This window comes from Streptomyces sp. NPDC002206 (genome assembly GCF_053593595.1).
In genome coordinates this window covers 1-25,231 of the sequence record NZ_JBSFCW010000013.1, presented here as the reverse complement: position 1 = coordinate 25,231, position 25,231 = coordinate 1, and the positions used below count along the sequence as shown (strand labels likewise).

At 70.4% G+C, this 25,231-nt stretch carries 22 protein-coding genes and 1 pseudogene; 6 read left to right on the top strand and 17 right to left on the bottom strand.

Going from position 1 to position 25,231, the window contains the following annotated elements; all coding sequences use genetic code 11:
- The first annotated feature begins 72 nt into the window (after positions 1–72).
- Positions 73–570 (top strand): MarR family winged helix-turn-helix transcriptional regulator, encoded by a 498-nt coding sequence (locus ACWCP8_RS23445; RefSeq protein ID WP_030976849.1) that lies wholly within the window; start codon positions 73–75, stop codon positions 568–570.
- Here ACWCP8_RS23445 and ACWCP8_RS23440 read toward each other — a convergent pair.
- A complete protein-coding gene (locus tag ACWCP8_RS23440) occupies positions 529–1,314 on the bottom strand; it encodes a response regulator transcription factor (protein ID WP_352265644.1) in 786 nt (261 codons plus the stop codon). The two genes, ACWCP8_RS23445 and ACWCP8_RS23440, sit on opposite strands and share 42 nt — an antisense overlap.
- A gap of 277 nt (positions 1,315–1,591) precedes the next feature.
- Between ACWCP8_RS23440 and ACWCP8_RS23435 the strand changes: the two genes are divergently transcribed.
- Positions 1,592–2,035 (top strand): GNAT family N-acetyltransferase, encoded by a 444-nt coding sequence (locus ACWCP8_RS23435; RefSeq protein ID WP_352265478.1) that lies wholly within the window; start codon positions 1,592–1,594, stop codon positions 2,033–2,035.
- A gap of 9 nt (positions 2,036–2,044) precedes the next feature.
- On the opposite strand, the gene galK is transcribed toward ACWCP8_RS23435, so the two are convergent.
- From galK to galT, 3 genes are read right to left on the bottom strand one after another with little or no spacing between them, the layout of a single operon-like run.
- Positions 2,045–3,211, bottom strand: coding sequence for a galactokinase (galK, locus tag ACWCP8_RS23430; protein WP_352265476.1), 1,167 nt, complete (start codon positions 3,209–3,211; stop codon positions 2,045–2,047).
- Positions 3,208–4,212 (bottom strand): UDP-glucose 4-epimerase GalE, encoded by a 1,005-nt coding sequence (galE, locus tag ACWCP8_RS23425; protein WP_355763536.1) that lies wholly within the window; start codon positions 4,210–4,212, stop codon positions 3,208–3,210. The genes galK and galE overlap by 4 nt, the downstream gene beginning before the upstream one ends.
- Complete coding sequence (gene galT, locus ACWCP8_RS23420; RefSeq protein WP_451117913.1) at positions 4,209–5,252, bottom strand: galactose-1-phosphate uridylyltransferase; 1,044 nt, start codon at positions 5,250–5,252, stop codon at positions 4,209–4,211. Before galT ends, galE begins: the two co-directional genes overlap by 4 nt.
- Before the next feature lie 202 nt (positions 5,253–5,454).
- Between galT and ACWCP8_RS23415 the strand changes: the two genes are divergently transcribed.
- Complete coding sequence (locus tag ACWCP8_RS23415; protein ID WP_352265642.1) at positions 5,455–5,547, top strand: helix-turn-helix domain-containing protein; 93 nt, start codon at positions 5,455–5,457, stop codon at positions 5,545–5,547.
- A gap of 208 nt (positions 5,548–5,755) precedes the next feature.
- On the opposite strand, the gene ACWCP8_RS23410 is transcribed toward ACWCP8_RS23415, so the two are convergent.
- The 6 genes from ACWCP8_RS23410 to ACWCP8_RS23385 all read right to left on the bottom strand — a co-directional run bounded on the left by ACWCP8_RS23410 (position 5,756) and on the right by ACWCP8_RS23385 (position 14,501).
- Positions 5,756–6,451 (bottom strand): helix-turn-helix transcriptional regulator, encoded by a 696-nt coding sequence (locus ACWCP8_RS23410; protein ID WP_352265472.1) that lies wholly within the window; start codon positions 6,449–6,451, stop codon positions 5,756–5,758.
- A 296-nt stretch (positions 6,452–6,747) separates the two neighbouring features.
- Positions 6,748–8,589 (bottom strand): outer membrane protein assembly factor BamB family protein, encoded by a 1,842-nt coding sequence (locus ACWCP8_RS23405; protein WP_451117911.1) that lies wholly within the window; start codon positions 8,587–8,589, stop codon positions 6,748–6,750.
- Positions 8,590–8,674: 85 nt separating this feature from the next.
- Positions 8,675–10,567 carry an outer membrane protein assembly factor BamB family protein gene (locus tag ACWCP8_RS23400; protein WP_451117909.1) on the bottom strand — a complete coding sequence of 631 codons (1,893 nt, stop codon included), beginning with the start codon at positions 10,565–10,567 and terminating at the stop codon, positions 8,675–8,677.
- Between the two features lie 226 nt (positions 10,568–10,793).
- Positions 10,794–12,194, bottom strand: a complete 1,401-nt coding sequence (locus ACWCP8_RS23395; RefSeq protein WP_451117907.1) for an outer membrane protein assembly factor BamB family protein — start codon at positions 12,192–12,194, stop codon at positions 10,794–10,796.
- Between the two features lie 96 nt (positions 12,195–12,290).
- On the bottom strand, positions 12,291–12,581 hold the full coding sequence (locus ACWCP8_RS23390) for a hypothetical protein (protein WP_451117905.1): 291 nt from the start codon (positions 12,579–12,581) through the stop codon (positions 12,291–12,293).
- Positions 12,582–12,686: 105 nt separating this feature from the next.
- A complete protein-coding gene (locus ACWCP8_RS23385) occupies positions 12,687–14,501 on the bottom strand; it encodes an ABC-F family ATP-binding cassette domain-containing protein (RefSeq protein WP_451117903.1) in 1,815 nt (604 codons plus the stop codon).
- 98 nt (positions 14,502–14,599) lie between these two features.
- Between ACWCP8_RS23385 and ACWCP8_RS23380 the strand changes: the two genes are divergently transcribed.
- Positions 14,600–15,241: a lipoprotein gene (locus ACWCP8_RS23380; protein WP_451117901.1), complete on the top strand. Its 642-nt coding sequence runs from the start codon at positions 14,600–14,602 to the stop codon at positions 15,239–15,241.
- 33 nt (positions 15,242–15,274) lie between these two features.
- Here ACWCP8_RS23380 and ACWCP8_RS23375 read toward each other — a convergent pair whose 3' ends face one another.
- The 7 genes from ACWCP8_RS23375 to rsmI all read right to left on the bottom strand — a co-directional run bounded on the left by ACWCP8_RS23375 (position 15,275) and on the right by rsmI (position 22,318).
- Positions 15,275–16,588 (bottom strand): acyltransferase family protein, encoded by a 1,314-nt coding sequence (locus ACWCP8_RS23375; RefSeq protein ID WP_451117899.1) that lies wholly within the window; start codon positions 16,586–16,588, stop codon positions 15,275–15,277.
- A 73-nt stretch (positions 16,589–16,661) separates the two neighbouring features.
- Positions 16,662–17,555: a 4-(cytidine 5'-diphospho)-2-C-methyl-D-erythritol kinase gene (locus ACWCP8_RS23370; RefSeq protein ID WP_451117897.1), complete on the bottom strand. Its 894-nt coding sequence runs from the start codon at positions 17,553–17,555 to the stop codon at positions 16,662–16,664.
- Positions 17,552–18,502 (bottom strand): 16S rRNA (adenine(1518)-N(6)/adenine(1519)-N(6))-dimethyltransferase RsmA, encoded by a 951-nt coding sequence (rsmA, locus tag ACWCP8_RS23365; protein WP_355996106.1) that lies wholly within the window; start codon positions 18,500–18,502, stop codon positions 17,552–17,554. Before rsmA ends, ACWCP8_RS23370 begins: the two co-directional genes overlap by 4 nt.
- Positions 18,499–19,797, bottom strand: coding sequence for a ubiquitin-like domain-containing protein (locus tag ACWCP8_RS23360; protein ID WP_451117895.1), 1,299 nt, complete (start codon positions 19,795–19,797; stop codon positions 18,499–18,501). The genes rsmA and ACWCP8_RS23360 overlap by 4 nt, the downstream gene beginning before the upstream one ends.
- A gap of 175 nt (positions 19,798–19,972) precedes the next feature.
- Positions 19,973–20,839: a TatD family hydrolase gene (locus tag ACWCP8_RS23355; RefSeq protein WP_355996104.1), complete on the bottom strand. Its 867-nt coding sequence runs from the start codon at positions 20,837–20,839 to the stop codon at positions 19,973–19,975.
- Positions 20,840–20,871: 32 nt separating this feature from the next.
- Positions 20,872–21,264: a hypothetical protein gene (locus ACWCP8_RS23350; protein WP_352265454.1), complete on the bottom strand. Its 393-nt coding sequence runs from the start codon at positions 21,262–21,264 to the stop codon at positions 20,872–20,874.
- Positions 21,265–21,424: 160 nt separating this feature from the next.
- Positions 21,425–22,318 (bottom strand): 16S rRNA (cytidine(1402)-2'-O)-methyltransferase, encoded by an 894-nt coding sequence (rsmI, locus tag ACWCP8_RS23345; protein WP_267004730.1) that lies wholly within the window; start codon positions 22,316–22,318, stop codon positions 21,425–21,427.
- Positions 22,319–22,371: 53 nt separating this feature from the next.
- Here rsmI and ACWCP8_RS23340 point away from each other — a divergent pair, with 53 nt between their 5' ends.
- On the top strand, positions 22,372–24,150 hold the full coding sequence (locus ACWCP8_RS23340; RefSeq protein WP_352265452.1) for a dolichyl-phosphate-mannose--protein mannosyltransferase: 1,779 nt from the start codon (positions 22,372–22,374) through the stop codon (positions 24,148–24,150).
- Positions 24,151–24,720: 570 nt separating this feature from the next.
- Positions 24,721–25,231 (top strand): annotated as a pseudogene (locus ACWCP8_RS23335) (IS1380 family transposase); the annotation flags it as partial.

The window sequence follows — 25,231 nt, the reverse complement described above, 5'->3', positions numbered from 1 at the left end:
TCGGGATATCTTGATGTCAAGACACTTGAATTCAAGAGACTTCATGTCGACAGACCCTTTACACTGATCCACATGGAGGACGAGGTCGACCGTCTGGTCGCTGCATGGCGCCGCGAGCGCCCCGACCTCGACGTGGAACCGCTCGAGGTGCTCAGCCGCGTCTCGCGCCTCGCCCGCCACCTCGACCGGGCCCGCCGGATCGCGTTCTCCGAACACAATCTTGAGCCGTGGGAGTTCGACGTACTGACGTCACTGCGCCGCGCCGGTGCCCCGTATCAGCTCTCCCCCGGCCAGCTGCTGACCCAGACGCTGGTCACTTCGGGCACGATGACCAACCGCATCGACCGACTGACCAAGAAGAACCTCGTCGAGCGGCTCCCCGACCCCAGCGACCGGCGGGGCGTGCTGGTCCGGCTCACCCCCGAGGGGCGCGACAAGGCCGACCAGTCGCTGGCCGGCCTGCTCGCCCAGGAGCGTGCCATCCTGGGCGAACTCTCCCGCCACCAGCGCGGCGAACTGGCCTCACTGCTACGCCAGTTGACCGCCCCGTTCGACAACATCCCCGGCTAGCTCGGCCGGTCCGACGCCCGCCCGTCGGGCCAGCGCGACGGCGGCCAGCGTCGAGTGCACACCCAGCTTCCCCAGCACGTTCTGCATATGCGTACGCACCGTGTGCGGGGAGAGGAAGAGTCGCTCCGCCACCGCCTTGCGGCCCAGCCCCGCCACCATGCAGCGCAGCACCTCGCGCTCGCGCGGGGTCAGTGACTCGACCAGCCGCTCACTCTCGGTGCGGTGCTTGCGGGCCGCCGTCAGCTCCCGCAGCACACCGGTGAGCAGCGCAGGAGGAAGATGTGTCTCGTCGCGGAGCACGCCCCGGATGACGGTGAGCAGCCGTTGCAGCGAGCAGTCCTTGGCGACCCAGCCCGACGCCCCGGCCTGCAGCGCGAGCGCGGCCCGGCGTGGGTCGTCCTTCTCGGCGAGCACCACCGTACGGGCGGACGGCTGGCCCGAACGGACGCCGGCGACCAGCGATAGCCCGTCGACCGGCGTGCTCTCGCCGCTGTTCGGTGCGGGTACCGGGACCGGGCCCGAGGCCATGCGTCCACCGCCCGACGACCGGGTGCCGAGTTCGGCGTCGACGAGTATCACGTCGTACCTACGGCCTTCGGCGGCCGCCCGCTCCAGACATCGCAGCGCGGCGGGGCCACTGCCCGCCGCCGCCACGTCGACGTCCGGCTCGGCCGCGAGGGCCGCCGCGAGCGACTCGGCGAAAATGCGGTGGTCGTCCACCACGAGAACCCGGATACGAACCACAGGCACCCCCAAGCTGCATCTGGTGCGGGGCCACCCCCTGGCCCCCCGACGGGGACGGACCGGTGCGGGCACGACGCCCGGAGCGATGGGTGAACCTCAGCTCTACGGCCGCCGCCGTGTGCAGAGGACCACCCCGCCCCGGGCGTCGTACCCGACTGTCTCGTACCCCTGAATCAGCACCGGCCCCCACCGGTGCTGTGCATCAGCGTACGACTGAGGGCCCGGAGCGGAAGGTAATTCACAGAACTGATGGACCTCGGTGTTTAGGGTGTGGTTCATGTTTCGTCTTGAGACAGAAGTAGACAAAGATCGTCGTCTTCTGCTGGGTGAACGGCTGCACCACAGCAACAGGGAGCGCTCCCCGGAACTCCGCGCCCTGCTCGCCACGCCCGCCGAGCACGAACTCCCGCTGGAGGTATGGGCGATGGACGGCCGAGGCGGGCTGGCCGGTGGGCTGACCGGACGCACCTGGGCGTACTGGCTCCATGTGGATCTGCTCTGGGTCGATGACCGGCATCGCGGCTCCGGCCTCGGCTCGCAGCTGCTCGCCGAGGCCGAACGGGTGGCCGTGACGGACCGCGCCTGCACCCGCTCCCGGTTGGAGACCTGGGGATTCCAGGCCCCCGACTTCTACCGTAAGCGGGGGTACGAGGTGATCGGGCAGGTCGACAACTACCCGCCCGGCGTCACCGAGTTCATCCTGACGAAGACCTTCGGCTGACCGTCGGGCTCAGCCGGTTCGGCGGGCGCCTGCCGACGGGACGGCCGGAAAGACCCCGGGCGTCGCGTATCCCGCCGAAGTGAACGCCTCCAGCACCGACTTGGTGACCGCGTCCGCGTCCGCCTCCTCCACCAGCACGATCGCCGACCCGCCGAAGCCGCCGCCGGTCATCCGCGCGCCCAGCGCCCCGGCCGCGTTCGCCGCAGAGACCACCAGGTCCAGTTCGGGGCAGGAGACCCGCAGGTCGTCACGGAGCGAGACATGGCCCGTCGTGAGGACGGGGCCCGCGGCGCGCACATCGCCCGCGTCGAGCAGCGCTATGACCTGCTCCACCCGCGCGTTGTCGCTGACCACATGGCGTACGTACCGCACGACCGACTCGTCGGCACCGGACTCGGCAAGGGTGTCGAGCGCGGCGCCGAGACCGTCGTACGGAAGATCGCGCAGCGTCCCGATGCCGAGCGCCCGCGCGCCCGCCTCGCAGCCGGCCCGCCGCTCCGCGTACGCGCCGTCGCCCAGCGCGTGCTTGACCCGGGTGTCGACGACCAGCAGCCGCAGACCGTGCGCGGCCAGGTCGAACGGGACCTGGCGCTGGGTGAGGTCACGGGTGTCGAGGTGCAGGGCGTGGCCGTCGGTGCAGCAGGCCGACGCCATCTGGTCCATGACCCCGCACGGTACGCCGACGAATGCGTTCTCGGCGCGCTGCGCAAGCACCGCCAGCTCGGACGCGGACAGGCCGAGCTCGAAGAGGTCGTTCAGCGCGAGCGCGGTGACCACTTCGAGGGCGGCGGACGAGGAGAGCCCGGCGCCGGTGGGGACGGTCGAGGTCAGCTGGATGTCCGCGCCGGTGACCGGGTGGCCCGCCTCGCGCAGCGCCCAGACGACGCCCGCCGGGTAGGCCGCCCAGCCGTGCCCGGAGTGCGGGGCCAGCTCGTCGACGCGGAGCTGGACGACACCGCCCGGCACATCGGTCGAGTGCAGCCGCAGCTCGCCGTCGGTGCGGCGGGCGACAGCCGCGCGCGCGGTGTGCGGCAGCGCGAGCGGCATCACGAAGCCGTCGTTGAAGTCGGTGTACTCGCCGATCAGGTTGACCCGGCCGGGTGCCGCCCAGACTCCTTCGGGGGCGGTGCCGTACAGCTCGGTGAAGGCAGTGACCAGCTCAGCGTTGTCGGTCATGGCGCGGTGGGCTCCTCTCGGCGGGCGAACGTCCAGGCGTCGGAGACGATTCCGGCCAGGTCGGCACGGCTCGGCTGCCAGCCGAGCCGCTCCCTGGCAGTGGTGGCGGAGGCGACCAGCACGGCCGGGTCACCGGCGCGGCGGGGGGCCGCGATCTCGGGGACCGGGTGGCCGGTGACCTTGCGGACGGTCTCGATGACCTCGCGCACCGAGAAGCCGTTGCCGTTGCCGAGGTTGCAGATCAGGTGTTCGCCCGCGGTGGCCGCGTCCAGAGCCAGGAGGTGGGCCTCGGCGAGGTCCGCGACGTGGATGTAGTCGCGTACGCAGCTGCCGTCGGGGGTCGGGTAGTCGTCGCCGTAGACGGAAATCGACTCGCGCTGACCGAGCGCGACCTGGAGGACCAGCGGAATCAGATGCGACTCGGGGCTGTGCCGCTCCCCGTGGCTGCCGTAGGCCCCGGCCACGTTGAAGTAGCGCAGCGAGACCGCGGCCAGTCCGTGCGCGGCCGCCTCGCCGGTGATCATGTGGTCGACGGCCAGCTTCGTCGCGCCGTACGGGTTGGTGGGGGCGGTCGGGTCGGACTCCGTGATCGGGCTTGAGACCGGTTCGCCGTAGGTCGCGGCCGTGGAGGAGAAGACCAGGGTACGGACGCCCGCGTCACGCATCGCGGCGAGCAGGGCGGTGGATCCGCCGACGTTGTTGACCCAGTACTTCTCCGGGTCGGTGACGGACTCGCCGACCTGGGAGTACGCGGCGAAGTGCAGCACCCCGTCGTAGGAGGGGTCCAGCCAGCGTGCGGCGTCCTGGATGCGGCCCTCGATGAACTCGGCCCCGGCGGGGACGCCCTCGCGGAACCCGGTGGACAGGTCGTCGAGGACGGTCACCTCGTGACCGGCTTCGAGAAGGTGCGCAGCGACCACGCTGCCGACATATCCGGCGCCGCCTGTGACCAGGTACTTCTTCCGGGGGCTGAGCCGGGGGTCGCTCTGGGGCTTGCTCACTCGCTCGCTACCTCTCGCAGTCGCTGGGCCGCGGCCTCCGGCGGCACGTCGTTGATGAACACACTCATGCCGGACTCGGAACCCGCGAGGAACTTCAGCTTGCCGGAGGTACGTCGGATGGTGAAAAGCTCGAGGTGAAGCCCGAACTCCTCCCGCCCGGGGACTCCGAACGGCGCCTGGTGCCAGGCCGCGATGTACGGGGTCGGCGGCTCACCGGGGCCGAAGATCCGGTCGAATCGCCTCAATAGTTCCAGATAGATCTGTGCGAACTCTGTGCGCGCCCCTTCGTCGAGTTCCCGCAGGTCGGGAACGCGCCGGCGCGGGTGCAGATGCACCTCGTACGGCCAGTGCGCCGCGTACGGGACGAAGGCCACCCAGTGCTCGCCGGTCAGCACCACGCGATCACCGTCGGCCAGCTCGCGGGCCACGATGTCGTCGAAGAGATTGCCACCGGTCCGCTCGCGGTGCGCCTCCATCGAGCGGAGCATCAGCTCGGTGCGCGGGGCGACGAAGGGGTACGCGTAGATCTGCCCGTGCGGATGGCCGAGCGTCACACCTATCTCGGCGCCCCGGTTCTCGAAGCAGAACACCTGCTTGACCTGCTCGAACTCGGCGAGTTCGGCGGTGCGGTCGGTCCAGGCGTCGAGGACCAGGGCCGCCTGCTCCTCGGTGAGGTCGGCGAACGACGAGTCGTGGTCGGAGGTGAAGCAGACGACCTCGCAGCGGCCGGAGTCACCGGCGAGCGAAGGGAAGCGGTTCTCGAAGACGACCACGTCGTACTGGTCGTCGGGGATCTCGCTGAGCCGCCCGTCCCGGGACGGGCAGAGCGGGCACTCGTCGGCCGGCGGGTGGTACGTGCGGCCCTGACGGTGCGAGGCGATGGCGACGCTGTCCCCGAGGAGGGGGTCGCGGCGGATTTCGGAGGAGGTCGATACGGCGTCGAGCGGCCGCCGGTCGACGGCGCCCCGGACCACGTCGTCGCGGCTGTCGTAGTAGAGCAGCTCCCGGCCGTCGGCGAGCGTCGTAACCGTCTTCTTCACCAGGTTCCTCCAAACATAACCGCACACAACAAACCACAAGCCAACAGGCTCGTCAATGAGTGGGCGCGCGGCCGCGCTCGTCTGCGCACACACGTTCCAGACCCGAACACTTAGGGGTGAACTGGACCGGATCCACTGGTAATCACCGAGCAGCCAGCCCTACGTTCCCTGGCGTGAAGGCAGACATGGGGGCCGATACCGGCTGCATCCCGACCGCGCGCAGGAACAGGTTCTGACCCGGTGGGGGCAGGCGGCACGCACTTTGTGGAACATTGCGCTCGAGCAGCGCACATAGCGCACATACGTGTTTGAGCAGCGCGGCAGCACCCTGCGCTCGCAGGAGCAGAGCCGATACCTGACCGCTTTAAGGCGCCCCCATCAACCTCTGGACCGGGCCGGCCATGCTGACCCCGGGGCTGTTCTTCCTGCTGTGGCTGAAGCTGCGTCCGGCACCGGCGCCGGACGCCTGAGCAGTCTCCGCACCGCCCCGAAGGGGCCGGACGTCACCCGACGTCCGGCCCCTTCGTCGTTCCGCCCACCGCCGCGCGGTCCAGCAGCCCGGTGCGGGCCGCCAGTGCCGCGGCCTCCAGCCGTGAGCCGACCCCCAGCTTCATCAGCACCCGCTGCACATGCGTACGCGCGGTGCTCGACGCGATCCGCATCCCGGCCGCGATCAGCCGGGTGTCCTCGCCCTCCGCGACCCGCACCAGGACCTCGACCTCGCGCGGGGTGAGCATCCGCAGCAGCCGCTGCCCCTCGTCGTCCGGCTGGACGGCCGGGTTGAGCAGCTCGGCGAAAGCACCCTGGAGCAGTTGCGGCGCGACCGCCGCCTCTCCGGCCCGCGCCTTGACCATCGCCCGCTCGACACCCTCTATCCGCTCGTCGTGCCTGACATATCCGGCGGCTCCGGCCGCGAAGGCCGCCGCGATCCCGCGCGGACTCGGCACCGGCCCGAGCACCACCACCGCCACCTGTGGGCGCTCCCTTTTGATCCGGGCGATCGGGTCGAACACCCCGGGTTCGGCGGGTGTCGCCGTGCCGAACAGACAGACCTCCGGGGCTCTGCTCACCACGAGTTCCGCCGCACCGGCGGTCGGCGCGGCCGCCGCGAGCACCCGGTGACCCCGCAATTTCAGCGCCGAGGCCAACGCCTCGGCGAGCAGTCTGTGGTCATCGACCACCATGAGCCGCACGCCCATCGAGTTACCCCCCACAGCAATGGAGCCACACCCAGGCGTCGCGCGGCAGACGCCAGTTCGACGACAGGCCCCGGCCCCCCGGCCCCTTTGACCCGGCAAGCTACACGCTTGTTCGACGTAGCGCGCCCCTTACCAGGCAGAAGAACCCCGGAATGCCGAATTATGTGCTGTTCGGGTCCGGTTGACCGACAGTAAGCCGACGGAAGTGGATCGATGAGCGGGCAGAAAACGACCGGCCCTGCCGGTCGAGTGATCGACCGGCAGGGCCGTGGTGCGTGCGCGTACCTGCGCCGGGGTCAGCCGGTGCCGAACGAGACGGCGAGGTACTGCTTGTCGTCGAGGGAACTCTCGCGCGGCTTGCTCACCATCACCTCGGAGATGTACATCCGGCCGCCCGAGTAGAGGATCTCCGCGTAGTCCATGGAGAAGCTGGTCTCCGCGTCCCGGACGGACTCGTCCCCCGGGTTCTCCATCAGCACGGTCTGCTTGAAGGTGGAACCGTCGATGGAGACGATCTGGCCGCCCTTGTCGTACGGGGGAACCTTGTACGCGATGATGTCGGAACCGTCCATGCGGATCGGGAACATCGTGTACCGGTCGCCCGCGTCGGCCTTGTCGCTGGTCGGCTTGCCGGTGGTGAGGTCGAACGAGACGATCTCGTTGGTGTCGCCGTACTCGCCGGTGCCCTCGTGCTCCTCGGTCGGCAGGTAGAGCCGGTTGTTGCCGACGGCCAGCTGCTGGCAGGTCTCGACCTCGGTGGAGCCGCAGCGGGCGGCGTACTTCTCACCGTCCGCGGCGATCTTGGTGAGGAGCTTGCCGGTCGACGCGTCGATCGAGAAGAAGTCCGAGATCCCACTGCCGTCACCGGCGGTGTCGCCGACATCGGCCGCGACGACCAGCGGCTTGGTGGAGACGATGCTCGCGTAATCGACGCCGGGCGGCATCTTGAACGACGAGAGCGGGGCGCCGGTCGTCGGGTTCAGTGCCTGGATGACGAGCTGCGGGCTGTCGTAGGTACCGCACTTGCGGACCACCGCGAGCGCGTCGCCGCCGCCGTACCCCTTGTCGTAGCAGCCATCGGTGCCGACCTTCGGCTTCCAGCGCTCGGCGCCGGTGTTCAGGTCGAAGGCGGCGCCGCCCTCGGTGCCGCCCGCGGCGACCGTGGTGCCGCTGAGCGTGACCTCGTCGAACCTGACCGGCTCGTCACCGCTGGTAGCGGCGGTCACCGGCTTGCTCCACATCAGCTTTCCGGTGTTCAGGTCGATCCCACCGACCTGGTTGCACGGCGGGTACTTCTTCGCCTTGGTCGGCTTGCCCTCCTCGAAGACGATGGCCGTCTTGTAGTCCTTCGACATGTGCCGGGAGGCGGCGCAGAGCTGGCCCTCCAGCGGGATGGACCAGAGCTTGGTGCCCTTGACCTTGTCGTAGCCGACGATCTCGTCGACGCCGGTCTTCACATATGCCTTGTCGGTCAGCCAGGAGCCGTCGACCGTCGTGACGTCGCCGACCTTCGGTTCCGGCAGCTGGAAGGCGACGATGGACTTGGTGTTCGCCGGCACCTTCTCCTTGCCGCCACCACCGATGCCGCTGTCCTCGCCGCCCTTGCCCTCACCGGTGGGTCCGGCGGAGGACACCTCGTTCTTCTTCTCGTCGCCACCGGAGGCGAGGAAGATGCCACCACCGATGATCACTGCCACGGCGACCACCGCGGCGACGATGATCTGCATCTGCGTGGTGAACTTCTTGCCGCCGTTCCCGCCCTGCTGCGGCGGCACGTACTGCGACTGCATCGGGGCGGTGGGGTAGCCGTATCCGTAGCCCTGCTGCGGCGGCTGACCGGGCGGCAGGCCCTGTCCGGCCGGGGGGCCCGGCGGGTAGCCGTAACCGGGCTGCTGCGGATAGCCGTAACCCGACTGCTGCGGCGGACCGGCGGGCGGGGTCTGCGGAGCACCGAAACCACCGGCGGGCGGTTGCGCCTGCGGGGCGCCGAATCCGCCCACGGGCGGGGTGGGCGGCTGCTTGCCGAACGGGTCGGCGGGCGGCGGGACCGGTGCCCCGAACCCACCGGGCGGCGGGTCCTGCGGGGCACCGAACCCGCCCTGGGGCGGTTCGTTGGGCGGCTGGGGCGGCTGAGTCATGGCGTACGTACCTCGAGGGAAGGGGAGTCGGTCGGTCGGGACCTGCCGCGGTCGGTCAGGGTCCGTCGGGTGCCTGCGTGAGCCGTCACTTGCCGAAGGCCATCATGGTCTTCGTCTCCAGCTCTTCCTTGTCGTTGCTCGCGCTGACCCGCCCGCTCGCGATGAAGGAACGCCCGTCCGTGTAGACGATCTTCGCGTTGTAGAACGAACTCTCGATCTGGGACGTCGACTCCGGGTGCCGGAGCAGCATCTGCGGCGCGCCACCGGTCGGGGCGAGGGTGGCGATCCCGCCGCCCTTGTTGTATCCGGCCTCCACGTAGAGCAGCACATTGCCGCCCTCCATCCGCAGCGGCTTCACGGTCTGCTCGGCCGGGGCCGCGGCCTTCCACTTCGGCTTGCCGGTGTTCAGGTTGAACGCGACGACCTTGTTCGTACGGGCGGTGCCGCTGGAGTCGGGTTCGGTCGACATGTAGAAGGTGTTGGCGTCGGCGGCGACACCGACACAGCCGTCCAGTGACTTGCCGAAGATGGCGAACGCGCTGCCGCAGTCCGGTGCGAACTTGTCGCCCTTGTCACCGACCAGCTGGGAACGGAGCGTGCCGTTCTCCTTGATGGCGAGGATGCTCCACTTCTTCTTCTCGCTCTGGGTCAGCGAGACGACGAGCGGGCTCACCGAGTAGACCCGGTCGATCTCCCAGCCACGGGCCGGCCGGTACGTCCACTTGGGCTTGCCGGTGGCCGGGTCGATCTCCTGGATCTGGTGCTGGGGGTTGTCGATGTCATCGGTGCGGCAGCTGGCGGCGGCGATCAGTTTGGGGCCGCCGGCGAAGGCGAACGGCTGGCAGTTGCCCACCGGCTTGCCGAACAGCTCCTTGCCGTCGCTGACCCGGTAGGCGTTGGAGTTGCTGGTCCGGCCGACCGTGACGGTGTCTCCGCTGATGGCGAGGGAGATGTCCGACATCATGTCCCAGATGCCGTTCTTCTTGATCGACTTCTTCCAGCCGGCCTTGCCGGTGTTGAGGTCGATCATCTGGAGGTCCGAGCAGTCCGCCTTGTCGGTGGTGCCGTCCTTGACCCCGATGACGATCTTGCCGTCGGTGGTGGTCTGCGAAGGTGCGGCGCACATGTCGGCGGGCAGCTTCAGCGTCCACTTCTGCTTGCCGTCGGCGACCGAGTAGCCGGAGACCGCGCGGTACATGCCCTTGACGACGGTGTCACCGACGACCCAGGGGCCGTACACGTCCGCGCCGTTGCGCGGCAGGTCGACGTCGTTCTTCTGCAGCCAGAGGACCTTGGCCTCGCCCGGCTTGCGCCCGGCGTTGAGGTCGTCATCGGCCTGTCGTCCGTCGCCGTTGCCGTCGCCCTCGTCGACGGAGGGCGAACCGCTCGGCGCCTTGCCGTCCGTGCTCGCGTGCGCGACGGGCTTCTTGTCGTCGTCACCACCGCTGGTCGCCAGGAACACGCCACCGGCGATGACGATCGCGGCGGCGACCGCGGCACCGATGATCACTACGGGCTTCCCCTTGAAGGGGTTGCCACCGCCCGCGCCGCCGGGGCCGCCAGGTATCGGAGCGCCGGGGTACTGCTGCTGCGGGTAGCCGTAACCGGGCTGCAGTTGCTGGCCGTAGGGGCCGGGCTGTTGGGCGTACGGTCCCGGCTGCTGACCGTAGGGACCCGGCTGCTGACCGTAGGGACCCGGCTGTTGGGCGTACGGGCCCGGCTGCTGCGGGTAGCCGTAACCGGGGGCCTGGCCCGGCGCCTGACCCGGCTGCTGCGGGTAGCCGTAACCCGGCTGGGCGGGCGGCGCGGCCGGCATCTGCGGTGGCTGGGCAGGCGGTTGACCCTGCGGCGGTTGACCCTGCGGCGGCTGACTCTGCGGCGGCTGTCCGGGCGCCGCCGGCTGAGGACTCCCCTGCGGCGGATCCTGCGGAGCGCCGAAGCCTCCCTGCGGCGGTTGCTGGCTGGGCGGCTGGGTCATCAGCACGTCCCCCTTCGTGCGGTCCGGTGCCCGTTCCGGTCTCCCCCGCGATTCCGCTGGGCTGAATTCCCCTCGGAAAGAAGCGAATCGGGCATGGATTCCGCGGCGTCACGACAGTCGAGCGGGGCTTCTTTGTACCACCCGCAACGCATCGGACACCGATTCGGTCCGCCCCCTGTTCCCAAGGGAGAACCGCGCCGTGATGCCCTCGTTACGCCTCGGCCCGTCAGCTGCCGAAGCTCGCCATCGACTTCATCGACTTCTCGTCCTCGTCGTCGATCCCGCTGATCCTCGCGTGCATGAGGAAGCAACGCCCGTTCTGATAGGCGACCCTGGAATCGAAGAAGTCGCGCTCGACCGTGGCGGCCGCCGCCGGGTGCCGCAGCACCATCTGCGGCGTGCCACCGGTCGGCGGGAGGGACGCGATGCCGCCGCCCTTGTTCTTCCCGGCGGCGAGATACATCAGCAGCCTGCCGCCCTCCACCCGCATCGGCATGAGGGTCTGTCCGGCCGGGGCCGCGGCCTTCCACGTCGCCTGACCGTTGTTCAGATCGAAGGCGACGACCTTGTCGGTGGGGGTGAGGTCGGACTCGGCGGGCTTGGTCGCCAGATAGACCGTCCGGTCGTCGGCCGCCACCCCGAGGCAGTTGTCGAGGTTCTTGCCCTCGGTGAGGAGGTCACCGCCGCACTTCGTCGCGTAGTCGTCGGCGCCGCCGACCAGTTGGGATCGGTAGGTGCCGTTCTCGTTGAGCACGATGATCGCCCACCTGTCCTCCTGCTTCAGCGAGACGATCAGCGGCCTGACCGAGTAGAACTGCGCAACCTCCCAGCCCTTCTTGACCTTGTACGTCCACTGGACCTTCCCGGTGACCGGATCGATCCGCTGCACCTGCTGCTCCTTGTGGTCGTCGGCCGCGGTCCGGCAACTGGTGGCGGCGATCGCCACGGGGCCGCTGGCGAAGCCGAACGGCTGGCAGTTGCCCGGCAGTTCCCCGAAGAGCACCGTGCCGTCGCTGACCCGGAAGGCGTCCGTCCTGCCGGTGCGCCCCACGGTCACGGTGTCACCGTTGATTGCCATCGAGACGTCGGACAGCAGATCCCAGGCGCCCTGGCGCCTGTATGTCTTGCGCCAGCCGGCCTTGCCGGTCGTGAGGTCGACCATCTGGAGGGAGTTGCAGAGCGCGTCGTCCGCGGTGCCGGTCTTGATTCCGAAGACGATCTTGCCGTCGGCGGTGGGCTGCGAAGGCGTCGCGCACAGATTCGACGGCATACGAAGGCTCCACTTCCGGCTGCCGTCGGTGACGGAGTAGCCGGAGACCGTGTGGAACATGGCCTTGACGACGGTGTCGCCGACGATCCAGGGGCCGTACACGTCCGAGCCGTTGCGCGGCAGGTCGACGCCGCCCTCCTGGAGCCATAGGACCTTCGCTTCGCCCGGCTTGCGCTGGGCATTGAGTGCGTCGGCCTCGGCACGGAGGTGGTGCGTGTCCCGGTCCTCGGCCTTGCCGTCACCGGTGGCGCCCGGCTCGGGGTCGGTGCTCGCCCCTGCCGTGGGCTTCGACTCGTCGTCGCCCCCGCTCGTGGCGAACCAGATGCCACCCCCGGACAGCAGCACCACCGCGAGCACGGCACCGATGACCGCACCGCGCCCGCCCTTGAAGAACCCTCCGCCACCGGGCGGCGGGGGCTGCTGCGACTGCTGCTGCTGGTAGCCGTATCCGGGCTACGGCGACGGCGGATAGCCGTACGGCCCGGGCTGCGTGGGCGCGTTGTACGGCTCGGGCTGCGTGGGCGCGTTGTACGGCCCGGGCTGAGGAACGCCGTACGGACCCGACTGCGCGGGTGTGCCGTACGGACCCGGCTGTACCGGCGCACCGTACGGTCCCGCGGCCTGACCGGTCGGCGGCGCGGAGCCGTATCCGGGCGGCGACGACGGCTGGACCGAATCCGGCGGAGGATCGTACGGAGCCCCGAAGCTTCCCTGCGGCGGTTGCTGGCCGGGCGGCTGGGCCATCAGCACGTCCCCCTTCGTGCGGATCGGTCCGGCATCTGCACCTGCGCCGGGCGAGCCTTCTTTCTACCACCCGCCCCACGGGCCCCACCGACGGCACGTCAGCGATCAGGCGTCCTCGGCCAGTTCCAGCCAGCGCATCTCCAACTCGTCGCGCTCCGCGACCAGTTCCCGCAGCTCCGCGTCGAGCTTCGCCACCTTCTCGAAGTCCGTGGCGTTGTCGGCGATCTGCGCGTGCAGGGTCGTCTCCCTGCTCGACATCTTGTCGAGCTGCCGCTCGATCTTCTGCAGTTCCTTCTTGGCGGCGCGGGCGGCCTGCGGCGAGACCGCGGCGGCGGCCGGGATCTCCTTCGCCGCGGTGGGCGCCGAGGGGGGCACGGCCGCCTCCTCCATCCGTCGCCTGCGCTCGATGTACTCGTCGATGCCGCGCGGCAGCATCCGCAGCGCGGCGTCACCGAGCAGCGCCATCACCCGGTCCGTGGTCCGCTCGATGAAGAACCGGTCGTGGGAGATCACGATCATCGATCCCGGCCAGCTGTCGAGGAGGTCCTCCAGCTGGGTCAGGGTCTCGATGTCGAGGTCGTTGGTGGGCTCGTCGAGGAAGAGGACGTTCGGCTCGTCCATCAGCAGCCGCAGGATCTGCAGCCGGCGCCGCTCACCGCCCGACAGGTCGCCGACCGGGGTCCACTGCTTCTCCTTCGAGAAGCCGAACTGCTCGCAGAGCTGGCCCGCGGTCATCTCCCGGCCCTTGCCGAGGTCGACCCGGTCCCGTACCTGCTGCACGGCCTCCAGCACCCGCAGGTTCGGGTTGAGCTCGGTGACCTCCTGGGAGAGGTAGGCGAGCTTGACGGTCTTGCCGACGACGATCTTCCCGGCCGCGGGCTGTGTCTCGCCCTGGGTGCGGGCCGCCTCGGCGAGCGCCCGCAGCAGCGAGGTCTTGCCCGCGCCGTTGATCCCGACCAGACCGATCCGGTCGCCGGGGCCGAGGTGCCAGGTGAGGTGGGCGAGCAGCGTCTTGGGGCCGGCCTGGACGGTCACGTTCTCCAGATCGAAGACGGTCTTGCCGAGCCGGGCGTTGGCGAACTTCATCAGCTCGCTGCTGTCGCGCGGCGGCGGCACATCGGCGATCAGCTCGTTGGCCGCCTCGATGCGGTAGCGCGGCTTCGACGTACGGGCGGGGGCGCCGCGCCGCAGCCAGGCCAGCTCCTTGCGCATCAGGTTCTGCCGCTTGGACTCCTCGGTCGCCGCGATCCGCTCCCGCTCGGCCCGGGCGAACACGTAGTCGCTGTAGCCGCCCTCGTACTCGTGGACCGTGCCGCGCTGGACGTCCCACATGCGCGTACAGACCTGGTCGAGGAACCACCGGTCGTGGGTGACGCAGACCAGCGCCGAGCGCCGGTTCTGCAGGTGCCGGGCCAGCCACGAGATGCCCTCGACATCGAGGTGGTTGGTCGGCTCGTCGAGGACGATCAGGTCCTGTTCGGCGATGAGCAGCTTGGCAAGCGCGATCCGGCGCCGCTCGCCGCCGGAGAGCGGGGCGATGACGGTGTCCAGGCCGTGCTCGAAGCCGGGCAGGTCCAGCCCGCCGAAGAGCCCGGTCAGCACGTCACGGATCTTGGCGTTGCCCGCCCACTCGTGGTCGGCGAGATCGCCGATGACCTCGTGGCGGACCGTCGCCTTCGGGTCGAGCGAATCGTGCTGCGTGAGGACGCCGAGACGCAGGCCACCGTTGTGGGTGACGCGGCCGGTGTCCGCCTCCTCCAGCTTGGCGAGCATCCGGATGAGGGTCGTCTTGCCGTCGCCGTTACGGCCGACGACACCGATCCGGTCCCCCTCGGACACACCGAGGGACACACCGTCGAGCAGGGCACGGGTGCCGTACACCTTGCTGACCTGCTCGACATTGACCAGATTGACGGCCATTTCACTCCTGACTGGGGGATCGATCGACATCCCAGGGTAGTCGCCACGCGGGTGGGTTAGCGTGCGGCGATTGATCAAGGGCGGGACAGGGGACTTCGATGGTGCGCAATTCGGTACGGGGCACGGTCACGGCGGTGCTGGCGGTGGTGTCGGTGGCAGTGACCGGCTGCACGTCGTCCGCCCAGGACGACGGCGGGAACGGCGGGAAGGCTGCGCCGAAGCCGCGGGCCGCGGCACAGAGCACGATGAAGGGCGGCAGCGTCGGAGGCTCCGGTTCTGCCTGCGCCCTGCCCGTCACCTTCGACCTCGCGGCCTCCTGGAAGCCGGAGGCCATACAGCTCGGTGAGGACGACGCGCTGAACGAGCTGGTCCGACAGGGCCCGGTCACGCTCGTCTGCGAGATCGACGCGAAACCCGCAGGGAGCATCGGCTTCCTGCGTGTGTGGACCGGCGACCGCACCGACCGCACCCCGCGCCAGGTCCTGGAGGCGTTCCTGGCCGCCGAGCCGAACGCCGGCAAGATCACTTACACCGACACCGAGGCCGGCACCCTTCCCGCGACGGAGGTCGGGTACACCATCAGCAGCGAGCTGCTCGACGGGCACCAGAAAAAGCGGGCGTTCGCCGTCTCCACCCCACGCGGGCCGGTCGTGGTGCACCTGGGCGGGCTGGACTCGGAGGAGTACGAGGAGATGCTCCCCGCGTACGAGCTGGCGAAGCGGACCGTACGGCTCGGCTGAGCCGTACGTACGACCCGTCCGGCGCCCGTCCGGTCAGCCGGACCGCCGCCCCGCCCGTTCCACCAGCAGCCAGCCGCCCAGCGCCATCGCGACGGCCGCCGGGGCGCTGACCCGTACGGCGATCAGCACCGCCGTATGCCCTTCCAGCAGCCCGCCGAACCCGACCATCGACACCCCGAGCACCCCGAACAGGCAGAGCGTCACACCGAGCGCGGACACCGGCCCGGAGCCCTTCCCCGGTACCGCGGAGACCGGCCGCTCGAACGCGCGGAAGACCGCGACCAGCCCCGCCGTGACGGCTGCCGCCACCGCGATCCGCACCGGCACCTGCGCCCACCAGGCACCGGTCGCCGGCTCGGGCAGCGGGACGTTCAGCGCGATCATCGCCCCGTAGACCCCGAGCATCGCGGTGAGGTGCCAGAGGAACGCGGTCATCGCCACCCCGTTGGCCGCGACGACCCCGCGCCACACCCGCGGGCGGGCGACCAGCCGGGTGCCGGGGCCGCGCAGCAGCTCGACCGCGCCGACCAGCCACAGGCCGTGGCAGAGCAGGGCGAGCGTCGGCGGTGCCATGTTGCTGATCTTCTCGCCGGGCATCCCGACCATGGAGAGCGGATACGGGCCGACCGCGACCAGTGCGGCCGCGGCGGCCAGGCCCGGGCCGGCCAGCAGCGCGGGGCGGCGGATGCGGCCGTCGGCGCGCAGGAAGCCCAGCTGGTGCACGGCGAGCCAGACGAAGGCGAAGTTGAGGAACGCGATGTACGGGACACCGGCGGCGAACCGCAGCACGTCCACCGCGACCGCCGCCGCGGCCAGCCCGGCGAAGGCGCCCCAGCCGTACCGGTCGTGCAGCTTCAGCAGCGGCGGCGTGAACGCCACCATCGCGAGATAGATCCCGATGAACCAGAGCGGCTGGGCCACCAGCCGCAGCGTGACCCCGGTCAGCCCGCCGCCCCCGCCGAGCAGCTGGACGATCAGCGCGGCCGTCCCCCAGACCAGGATGAAGACCATGGTGGGGCGCAGCAGCCGCTGCAGTCTGGCCCGGAGAAAGGCCGAGTAGACGGAGTCCGTCGAGCCGGCGGGCTGCTTGCGGCAGAGGGAGCGGTACGACAGGGCGTGCGAGAAGCCGCCGACGAAGAAGAACACCGGCATGATCTGGAGCACCCAGGTCAGCAGCTGAAGACCGGGGACGACGGCGAGCAGGTTGCCGACGCCGTCGGCGGTGACGGAGGCCATCAGCCAGTGCCCGAGGACGACCGTCCCGAGCGAGGCGACGCGCAGCAGGTCGACGTACCGGTCCCGGGTGGCGGGCGTGGCCCCGGCCAGTTCACGAACACTTGATCCCATACGGGTACGGTCGCGCCCGACGCCCCGGGGGCGGCAGCGCGACCGTACTCAATTCCCGTCTGAGTACCCGCGGTCAGATGATCGTGGCACCCGGCGCGGGGGACACCGCGACCCGCGCGGTCCGGCAGGTCCCCGACGTCCGCAACGTGTCCGCGATCTTGCGCGCCGCCTCCGCGTCCGCCGCCAGGAACGCGGTGGTCGGCCCGGAGCCCGAGACCAGTGCGGCCAGCGCACCCGCCCCGGTGCCTGCCGCAAGGGTGTCGGCGAGCGAGGGCCGCAGGGAGAGCGCGGCGGGCTGCAGGTCGTTGGAGAGAGCCTTCGCGAGCACATCGGTGCTGCCGGTGCGCAGGGCGTCGAGGAGTGCCGGCGAGGTCTCCGGTGCGGGGACGTCGGTGCCCGCGGTGAGCCGGTCGAACTCCCCGTAGACGGCCGGGGTGGAGAGCCCGCCGTCGGCGACCGCGAACACCCAGTGGAATGTGCCGCCGACGTCGATCGGGGTCAGCTGCTCGCCGCGGCCGATACCGAGGGCGGCGCCGCCGACCAGGGAGAACGGCACGTCGCTGCCGAGCTCCGCGCAGATGGCGAGCAGCTCGTCCCGGGTGGCGCCGGTGGCCCAGAGGGCGTCGCAGGCCACCAGGGCGGCTGCGGCGTCGGCGCTGCCGCCCGCCATGCCGCCCGCGACGGGGATGTCCTTGGAGATGTGAATGTGCACGTCGGGGGCGATGCCGTGGCGTTCGGCGAGCGCGATCGCGGCGCGGGCGGCGAGGTTGCCGGCGTCCAGCGGGACCTGCGCGGCGTCCGGGCCCGAGCAGGTGACGGTCAGCGCGTCGGCGGGGGTGACGGTGACCTCGTCGTAGAGGCCGACGGCGAGAAAGACGTTCGCCAGGTCGTGGAAACCGTCGGGGCGCGGGGCGCCGACCGCGAGCTGCACATTGACCTTGGCGGGGACGCGAACGGTGACGCTCACTCGCCACTCCCGGTGGACTCGTTCCCGGTGGACTTCTTCCCGGCGGGCTCGTCCGCGCCGGGCTTGCTCTCGCTCGACGAGTCCGCCGCCGGCTTGTTCTCGGCGATGGCCGCGAACTCCTCGACGGTCAGTGCTTCACCCCGCGTCTTCGGCGGGATCCCGGCCGCGACCAGGGCCGCCTCGGCGGCCGGCGCGGAGCCCGCCCAGCCGGCCAGGGCGGCCCGCAGCGTCTTGCGGCGCTGAGCGAACGCCGCGTCGACGACCGCGAAGACCTCGGACCGGCTCGCGGTCGTGGTGATCGGCTCGGCGCGCCGGACCAGCGACACCAGACCGGAGTCGACGTTCGGGGCCGGCCAGAACACCGTGCGGCCGATGGACCCGGCCCGCTTGACGTTCGCGTACCAGTTGGCCTTCACCGACGGCACGCCGTAGACCTTGTTGCCCGGCCGGGCGGCCAGCCGGTCGGCGACCTCGGCCTGCACCATGACCAGGGTCCGCTCGATGGTCGGGAACCGCTCCAGCATCGTCAGCAGGACCGGCACGGCCACGTTGTACGGCAGGTTGGCGACCAGGGCGGTGGGCGGCGGGCCCGGCAACTCCGTGACCAGCATCGCGTCGGAGTGGACCAGCGAGAACCGGTCGGCGCGGCCCGGCATCCGGGCCTGGACCGTGGCCGGCAGCGCCGCCGCCAGCACATCGTCGATCTCGACGGCGACGACCCGGTCCGCCGCCTCCAGCAGCGCCAGGGTCAGCGAGCCCAGACCGGGTCCGACCTCGACCACCACGTCGTCCGGACGGACCTCCGCCGTCCGTACGATCCTGCGGACCGTATTGGCGTCGATGACGAAGTTCTGACCGCGCTGCTTCGTGGGGCGTACCCCCAGCTTCGCGGCCAGCTCGCGGATGTCTGCGGGGCCCAGAAGGGCGTCGGGCTCTGTGGTGCTCACCCGGTAAGCCTACGGCCGCAATGCGGCCACGGGCTCGCCCCCCGTTGCAGGTACAGCTTCTTCGCCCGGAACGTCTGCTCGGACGCCGGGGCGTCCTGCGGGCGTCCGCTGCCGCCGAGGGAGTGCCAGGTCTGTGTGTCGAGCTGGTACAGCCCGCCGTAGGTGCCGCCGGCGTCGACCGCGCGGGGCCGACCGCCGGACTCGCAGGACGCGAGCCCGGACCAGTTCAGCCCGTCCGCGCCCACCACGGACCGCGGGCGGGCTCCGGTACCGACCTTCACGATCCGGTCGACCGGTGTGCGGACGACTTCGGCGTCCAGCGCCCGCGGCCGCTGCCGGACGCCGTTGACCGTCCGCACCCCGTACGTGATCCGGCGGACGCCCGGCCTGCCCTCGCGCTCGACGACCTCCGTACCCGCGAAGAGCGAATCGTCCTCGGACCGTTGCTCGGCGTACGGGATGGGCTCCTCGCGCACCTCGCGGGAGTCGGTGATCCGCATCACGGAGACCGTCTGGCCGTCGCGCGGGAAGCTGTGCGGGTCCACGGAGGTGGTGTCCTCGCCGTGCAGGGTGATGCCCGCCTCGGCGACGGCCTCGCGAACGGTCGCGGCGTTGGTGCGGATGGTGCGCTCCCGGCCGTCGGCCATGAAGGTCACGGTGCGTTCGGTGCGGATGTCCAGGGCGAGCCCGGTGCGGCCGATCGAGGAGGAGCGGGCGACGGAGAGGTACGCCCCCTCAGCGCGCACCCCGAGCTGGCGCGGAGCGCCGTCGACGGAGCCTGCGGTGGTCCACACCCGGTGCTGCACTCCGTCGAGGGTGAGGGTCACCGGGCGCCCGTGGCGGACGGTGATCTCGTCGCCGTTGTCGAGGTCGCCGTCGGGCGCCGGGGTGACGACGTCGTGGGCGCCGACGGTGATGCCCTCGTCGTCGAGGAGTTCGCCGATGTCGTCCGCGAAGGTGTGCAGGGTTCGCGGCTTCCCGTCGACGGTGAGTTTCACCGCCTTGTCATGGGCGACGAACGCGGTGGTGCCGCCGGCCAGGAAGGCGACGACCAGGGCCTGCGGGACGAGGCGGCGCAGGTTCTCCGGACGGACGGCGGCCTTGCGGCGGTGCGCGGCCCGCCGGGCACCGGCCCGGCCGCCGGTGCGGGGGCCGCCGTCCCGCGGGACGGCGGCCGGGCCGGGCGGCCCCGCAGGCGTGTCGACGGCGGTCGGATCGTGGACCGGCCAGGGGGCGACGAGCGTCCGCTCCTCGTGGAACGGCACGGGCGCGGGGGCGGTCGGCGGTGTCGCCACCGCCGCGCCTCCCGCATCTCCCCTGCCCGATGCCGCACGGTGCCTGCCCTGCGCATTGATCACGACGCTCCAGAAGATCCGTTCGTCCCGGTCGCCCGATGGGCGTCCGGGACGATAGTGGAGCTTCGGTCACTCTCCAAACCGGCGCGACCGCACACCGTCACAGCGTGATCTGTCAGTAATCGAACGCGCGAGCTGTGTTGTCGTTGATCGCCGACGCCAGGGTGTCCTCGTCGACCCCCTTCACCTCCGCCATGGCGCGGAGCGTGACGGGAATGAGATACGGCGCGTTGGGCCGGCCGCGATACGGGGCGGGGGTGAGGAACGGCGCGTCCGTCTCGACCAGGACCAGTTCGATCGGCGCGACGGCCAGCGCGTCCCGCAGCGGCTGGGCGTTCTTGAACGTCACGTTGCCCGCGAAGGACATGAAGTACCCGGCGTCCGCGCAGATCCGGGCCATCTCGGCGTCCCCGGAGTAGCAGTGGAACACGGTCCGTTCGGGGGCGCCCGCGTCGGCGAGCACGCGCAGCACATCGGCGTGCGCCTCGCGGTCGTGGATGACGAGCGCCTTGCCGTGCCGTTTGGCGATCTCGATATGGGCCCGGAAGGACTCCTCCTGGGCGGCCATGCCCTCGGGGCCCGTACGGAAGCGGTCGAGGCCGGTCTCGCCGACGCCGCGCACCCGGTCGAGGGCGGCCAGCTTGTCGATCTCGGCAAGGGCCTCGTCGAGGGCCGCCTTCCCGCCCGGCTCCCGTGCCTCCTGACGGGACCAGCCCTCCGGGTCGCCGTGGACGATGCGCGGCGCCTCGTTGGGGTGCAGGGCCACCGCCGCGTACACGCCTGCGTGCGCGGCCGCGGTCTCGGCGGCCCAGCGCGAGCCCCGCACGTCGCAACCCACCTGGATCACGGTGGTGACGTTGACCGCCGCGGCCCTGGCCAGGCCCTCCTCGACGGTGGCGTCCTGCATGTCCAGATGGGTGTGCGAATCGGCGACCGGTACCCGCAGGGGTTCGGGCAGTGGCGGGGCTTCCGTACGGCTCATGCCACGATCGTACGAGGACCGTGGCGCCGCTCTCACTTGCGGTGGAAGGGGTGCAGCAGGTCGGAGAGGTGCCAGTGGTGTTCCCCGGCCGTCGGAGCGGCTGCGGATGCGGCGACCGCCTCGCGTTCGCGGGCGTCGCTGTCCTCGGTGTGCCCGGCGGTCTCGTACTGCGACTCGAGCAGCTGCTGGACGGTCGAGACCCGGCCGGACCGCATGATCCGGACCACATGGCCTTCGCAGTTCGTGCAGGTGGGCCTGGACAGGGGTGACGGGACCCGTTCCCCGTTCGCCTTGTAGATGACGAAGTCGTTATTGGAACCGTCTACGTGGTGCTCTATCTCGTAGGCCTGTTCCCAGCCATATCCGCACCTCATGCAGGCGAAGGCATACGCCTCATGCACGGTGGTTGCTGCGGTCTCGCTCATGCCTGCTCCTCTTGTCCGCCGGACAAGCACTCCGGAGAATGCGTCCCTGATTCAGTGGACGCCTTTACCGGCGGGAGCGCACCATGCCCTGTCGAGTATTGGAGCGGTCTTGGCCTTCTCGTGGCAAAAGGGGCCAGATGCGCGGCTCGCGCTTTGCTTTTTACGATAGTCCTTTGCCGTCCGCAGAGCCGGTCCGCGACGCGTTCTTTGCCGCGACGACCGCATCGAAGACCTCGCGTTTGGGCAGCCCCGCAGCCGCGGCGACAGCGGCGATCGCCTCCTTGCGCCGCTCCCCCGCCTCCTCGCGCACCTGCACCCTGCGTACCAGCTCGGCGGCGTCCAGCTCCTCGGCCACGTCCGCCGCGCCCTCGACGACGACGGTGATCTCGCCGCGTACGCCTTCGGCCGCCCAGACCGCCAGTTCGGCCAGCGGGCCGCGCTTCACTTCCTCGTACGTCTTGGTCAGCTCCCGGCACACGGCGGCCCTGCGGTCGCCACCGAACACCTCGGCCATCGCGGCGAGGGTGTCGTCCAGCCGGTGCGGGGCCTCGAAGAAGACCATGGTGCGGCGCTCGTCGGCGACGTCACGGAGCCGGCCGAGCCGTTCGCCCGCCTTGCGCGGCAGGAAGCCCTCGAAGCAGAACCGGTCGACGGGCAGCCCGGACAGGGCGAGCGCGGTGAGCACGGCGGACGGGCCGGGGACCGCGGTGACCTTGATGCCCTTCTCCACGGCTGCGGCGACGAGCCGGTAGCCGGGGTCGGAGACGGACGGCATCCCGGCGTCCGTGACGAGCAGGACCCGGGCGCCACCGGTCAGCGCCTCGACGAGTTCGGGCGTACGCGCCGACTCGTTGCCCTCGAAGTAGGAGACGACACGCCCCGTGGTGTGGATGCCGAGCGCCTGCGTCAGCCGGCGCAGCCGACGGGTGTCCTCGGCGGCGACGACGTCCGCCGTCTCCAGTTCTGCGGCGAGGCGTGGCGGGGCGTCCGCCACATCGCCGATGGGGGTCCCTGCGAGTACCAGCGTTCCAGTCGTTCCAGTCACATCAGCCATCCTCCCAGCACGGGCGACAGCAGTCGCACAGATGCGTTCCCTACGATGGCGCGGTGACGAGTACTGCGCCCGAAGCCCAGCAGGGTCAAGACGCCGGGGAACAGCACGGCGAAGAGCCGCCTTCCTGGCAGCAGCGGCTGCGCCGCTTCGGCCATTCGCCGCGGCCCGGTATCGGGCTGCGGGAACGGCTGATCCCGCCGTACAACCGGCCGGGACCGCAGTTGTGGGCGGTGCTGGGGGTGTCGCCGCCGACCGCCGAGCGGCTGGTGCGATGGTCGGCCTGGGGCGGGCCGCTGCTGGTGACGCTGGTCGCGGGGGTGCTGCGGTTCTGGCATCTGGGCAGCCCGAAGGCGGTGATATTCGACGAGACGTATTACGCCAAGGACTCCTGGGCGCTGATCAAGCAGGGGTACGAGGGGTCCTGGCCGAAGGACGTCGACAAGTCGATCCTGGCCGATCCTTCGCTGGTGACGGTGCCGACGGCGCCCGGCTATGTGGTGCATCCGCCGGTCGGCAAGTGGATCATCGGGTTCGGTGAGCAGCTCTTCGGGTTCACGCCGTTCGGCTGGCGGTTCATGGTGGCGGTGCTCGGCACGCTGTCGGTGCTGATGCTGTGCCGGATCGGGCGGCGGCTGTTCCGCTCGACGTTCCTGGGGTGTCTGGCGGGCGCGCTGCTCGCCGTCGACGGGCTGCACTTCGTGATGAGCCGCACCGCGCTGCTCGACCTGGTGCTGATGTTCTTCGTGGTGGCGGCGTTCGGCTGTCTGCTGATCGACCGGGACTGGGCGCGGCGCAGGCTCGCCGCGGCGCTGCCGGTCGACGCGGAGGGGGTGCTGCGCCCGGACGCGCGGATCGCCGAGACGCTGCGGCTGGGGTGGCGGCCGTGGCGGATCGCGGCGGGGCTGTCGCTGGGGCTGGCGTTCGGCACGAAGTGGAACGGCCTGTACATCCTGGTCGCGTTCGGTCTGATGACGGTGCTGTGGGACGTCGGTGCGCGCCGGACGGCGGGTGCGGTCCAGCCGTACCGGGCGGTGATCCGGCGGGATCTGGTGCCCGCGTTCGTCTCGACCGTGCCGGTCGCGATCCTGACGTACATCGCTTCGTGGACCGGCTGGATCATCAGGAACGATCCCGACCACCACGGCTACTACCGGGACTGGGCCACCACCGACGGCAGGGGCGGCAACTGGACCTGGCTGCCGGACTGGCTGCGCAGCCTGTGGCACTACGAGTACCAGGTCTACGAGTTCCATGTGAACCTGACGTCCGGCCACACGTACCAGTCGAACCCCTGGAGCTGGATCGTCCTGGGCCGCCCCGTCTCGTACTTCTACGAGGAGCAGAACGGCTGCACGGCCTCGGAGACCGGCAAGTGCGCCCGTGAGGTGCTGGCGATCGGCACACCGCTGCTGTGGTGGGCCGGGTGCTTCGCCCTGGTGTACGTCCTGTGGCGGTGGCTCTTCCGGCGCGACTGGCGGGCGGGCGCGATCGCCTGCGGTGTGGCGGCGGGCTGGCTGCCGTGGTTCCTCTACCAGGAACGGACGATCTTCCTCTTCTACGCGGTCGTGTTCGTGCCGTTCCTCTGTCTCGCGGTGGCGATGATGATCGGCGCGATGATCGGGCCCGCGGCGGGCACTGGGGCCAGGCGGGAACTGGGCCTGGCGACGGCCGATCCGTCCGGTGAACGGCGGCGGACATTGGGGGCGGTCGCGGTCGGCGTACTCGTCCTGCTGATCATCTGGAATTTCATCTATTTCTGGCCGCTGTATACGGGCATGTCCATTCCGGAGAATTCCTGGCGCAACCGTATGTGGCTGGATACCTGGATCTAGCTGGGCAGGATCACCAAGAGGGGGTGGCCATTGGCCACCCCCTCTTGGTGATTGCTGGCGGTCATTGGTGACCACTGGCCGCCCTCGGACGGCCCCCAGACGGCCCAGCTTTCGCCTCGGGCACGCTGCCCGTGATCCGCGCACAGGCAAGAGGAGCACTGTGCGCGTGCTCCTCTTGCTGTCTGGCGCCAGCGCCGGCGTCCGCTGATGGGGGTTAGTCGTCTGGCTTGTCGCTTGTCTTGTCGCTTGTCGCTTGTCGTCGTCAGGCAGGTCAGACGTGGTTTCCGTCCCCACGAGAGCGCGAACGGCGTCACCCGCGACAAGCGACAAGCGACAAGCAGGAGCCACGCACATGAAGCGGAGGAAGGCGCGGACAGATCGTCCGGGCTTGCTCTGACCATGCTGGAAGGTGAGACCGCAAGCGAGTCACGGCCCTGCGTAGAAACTTAGCCTCGATCCACCGAGTGACTCGCGTGCTGTGGATGAGCAATCGAGAAGAGGTGCCTGCTGACCTGCGATGATGGGAGTTCTGACGCTTCCAGCACGCACAATCAGCAAGGCACCTCGTAGATGCAAGTTTCCCATACTCCGGCAGCGGTCTCCGCTGTGTTCGATGACCCGAACCTGATCGCGCATGCCGGACTGGTCTCGGTGATGAGGCTGGCCGAACGGTGCGGGCTGTCGGACCTGGTGACCGCGAAGGTGAAGCTGACCGGGACGAAGAACGGGGCGGAGGCCGCGGCGGACGCCAAGGTCACCAGCATCGTGGCCGGCATGGCCGCGGGTGCGGACAGCATCGACGACCTCCACGTCCTGCAACACGGGGCGATGCCGGCCGTGTTCGCAGGTGCCCGTGCCCCGTCCACGCTGGGCACCTTCCTTCGCGCGTTCACCCACGGTCACGCCCTTCAACTCCACGCTGTCCACCGCCGGTTCCTGGCCGCACTGGCCGCGCACACCCCCTTGCTGCCGGGCTCGGACGAGCTGGCGTTCATCGATGTCGACTCCACCCACAAGCGGGTCTACGGCCGGGCGAAACAGGGCGCCGAGTACGGCCGGTTCAAGGGCATCCGCACCCTGC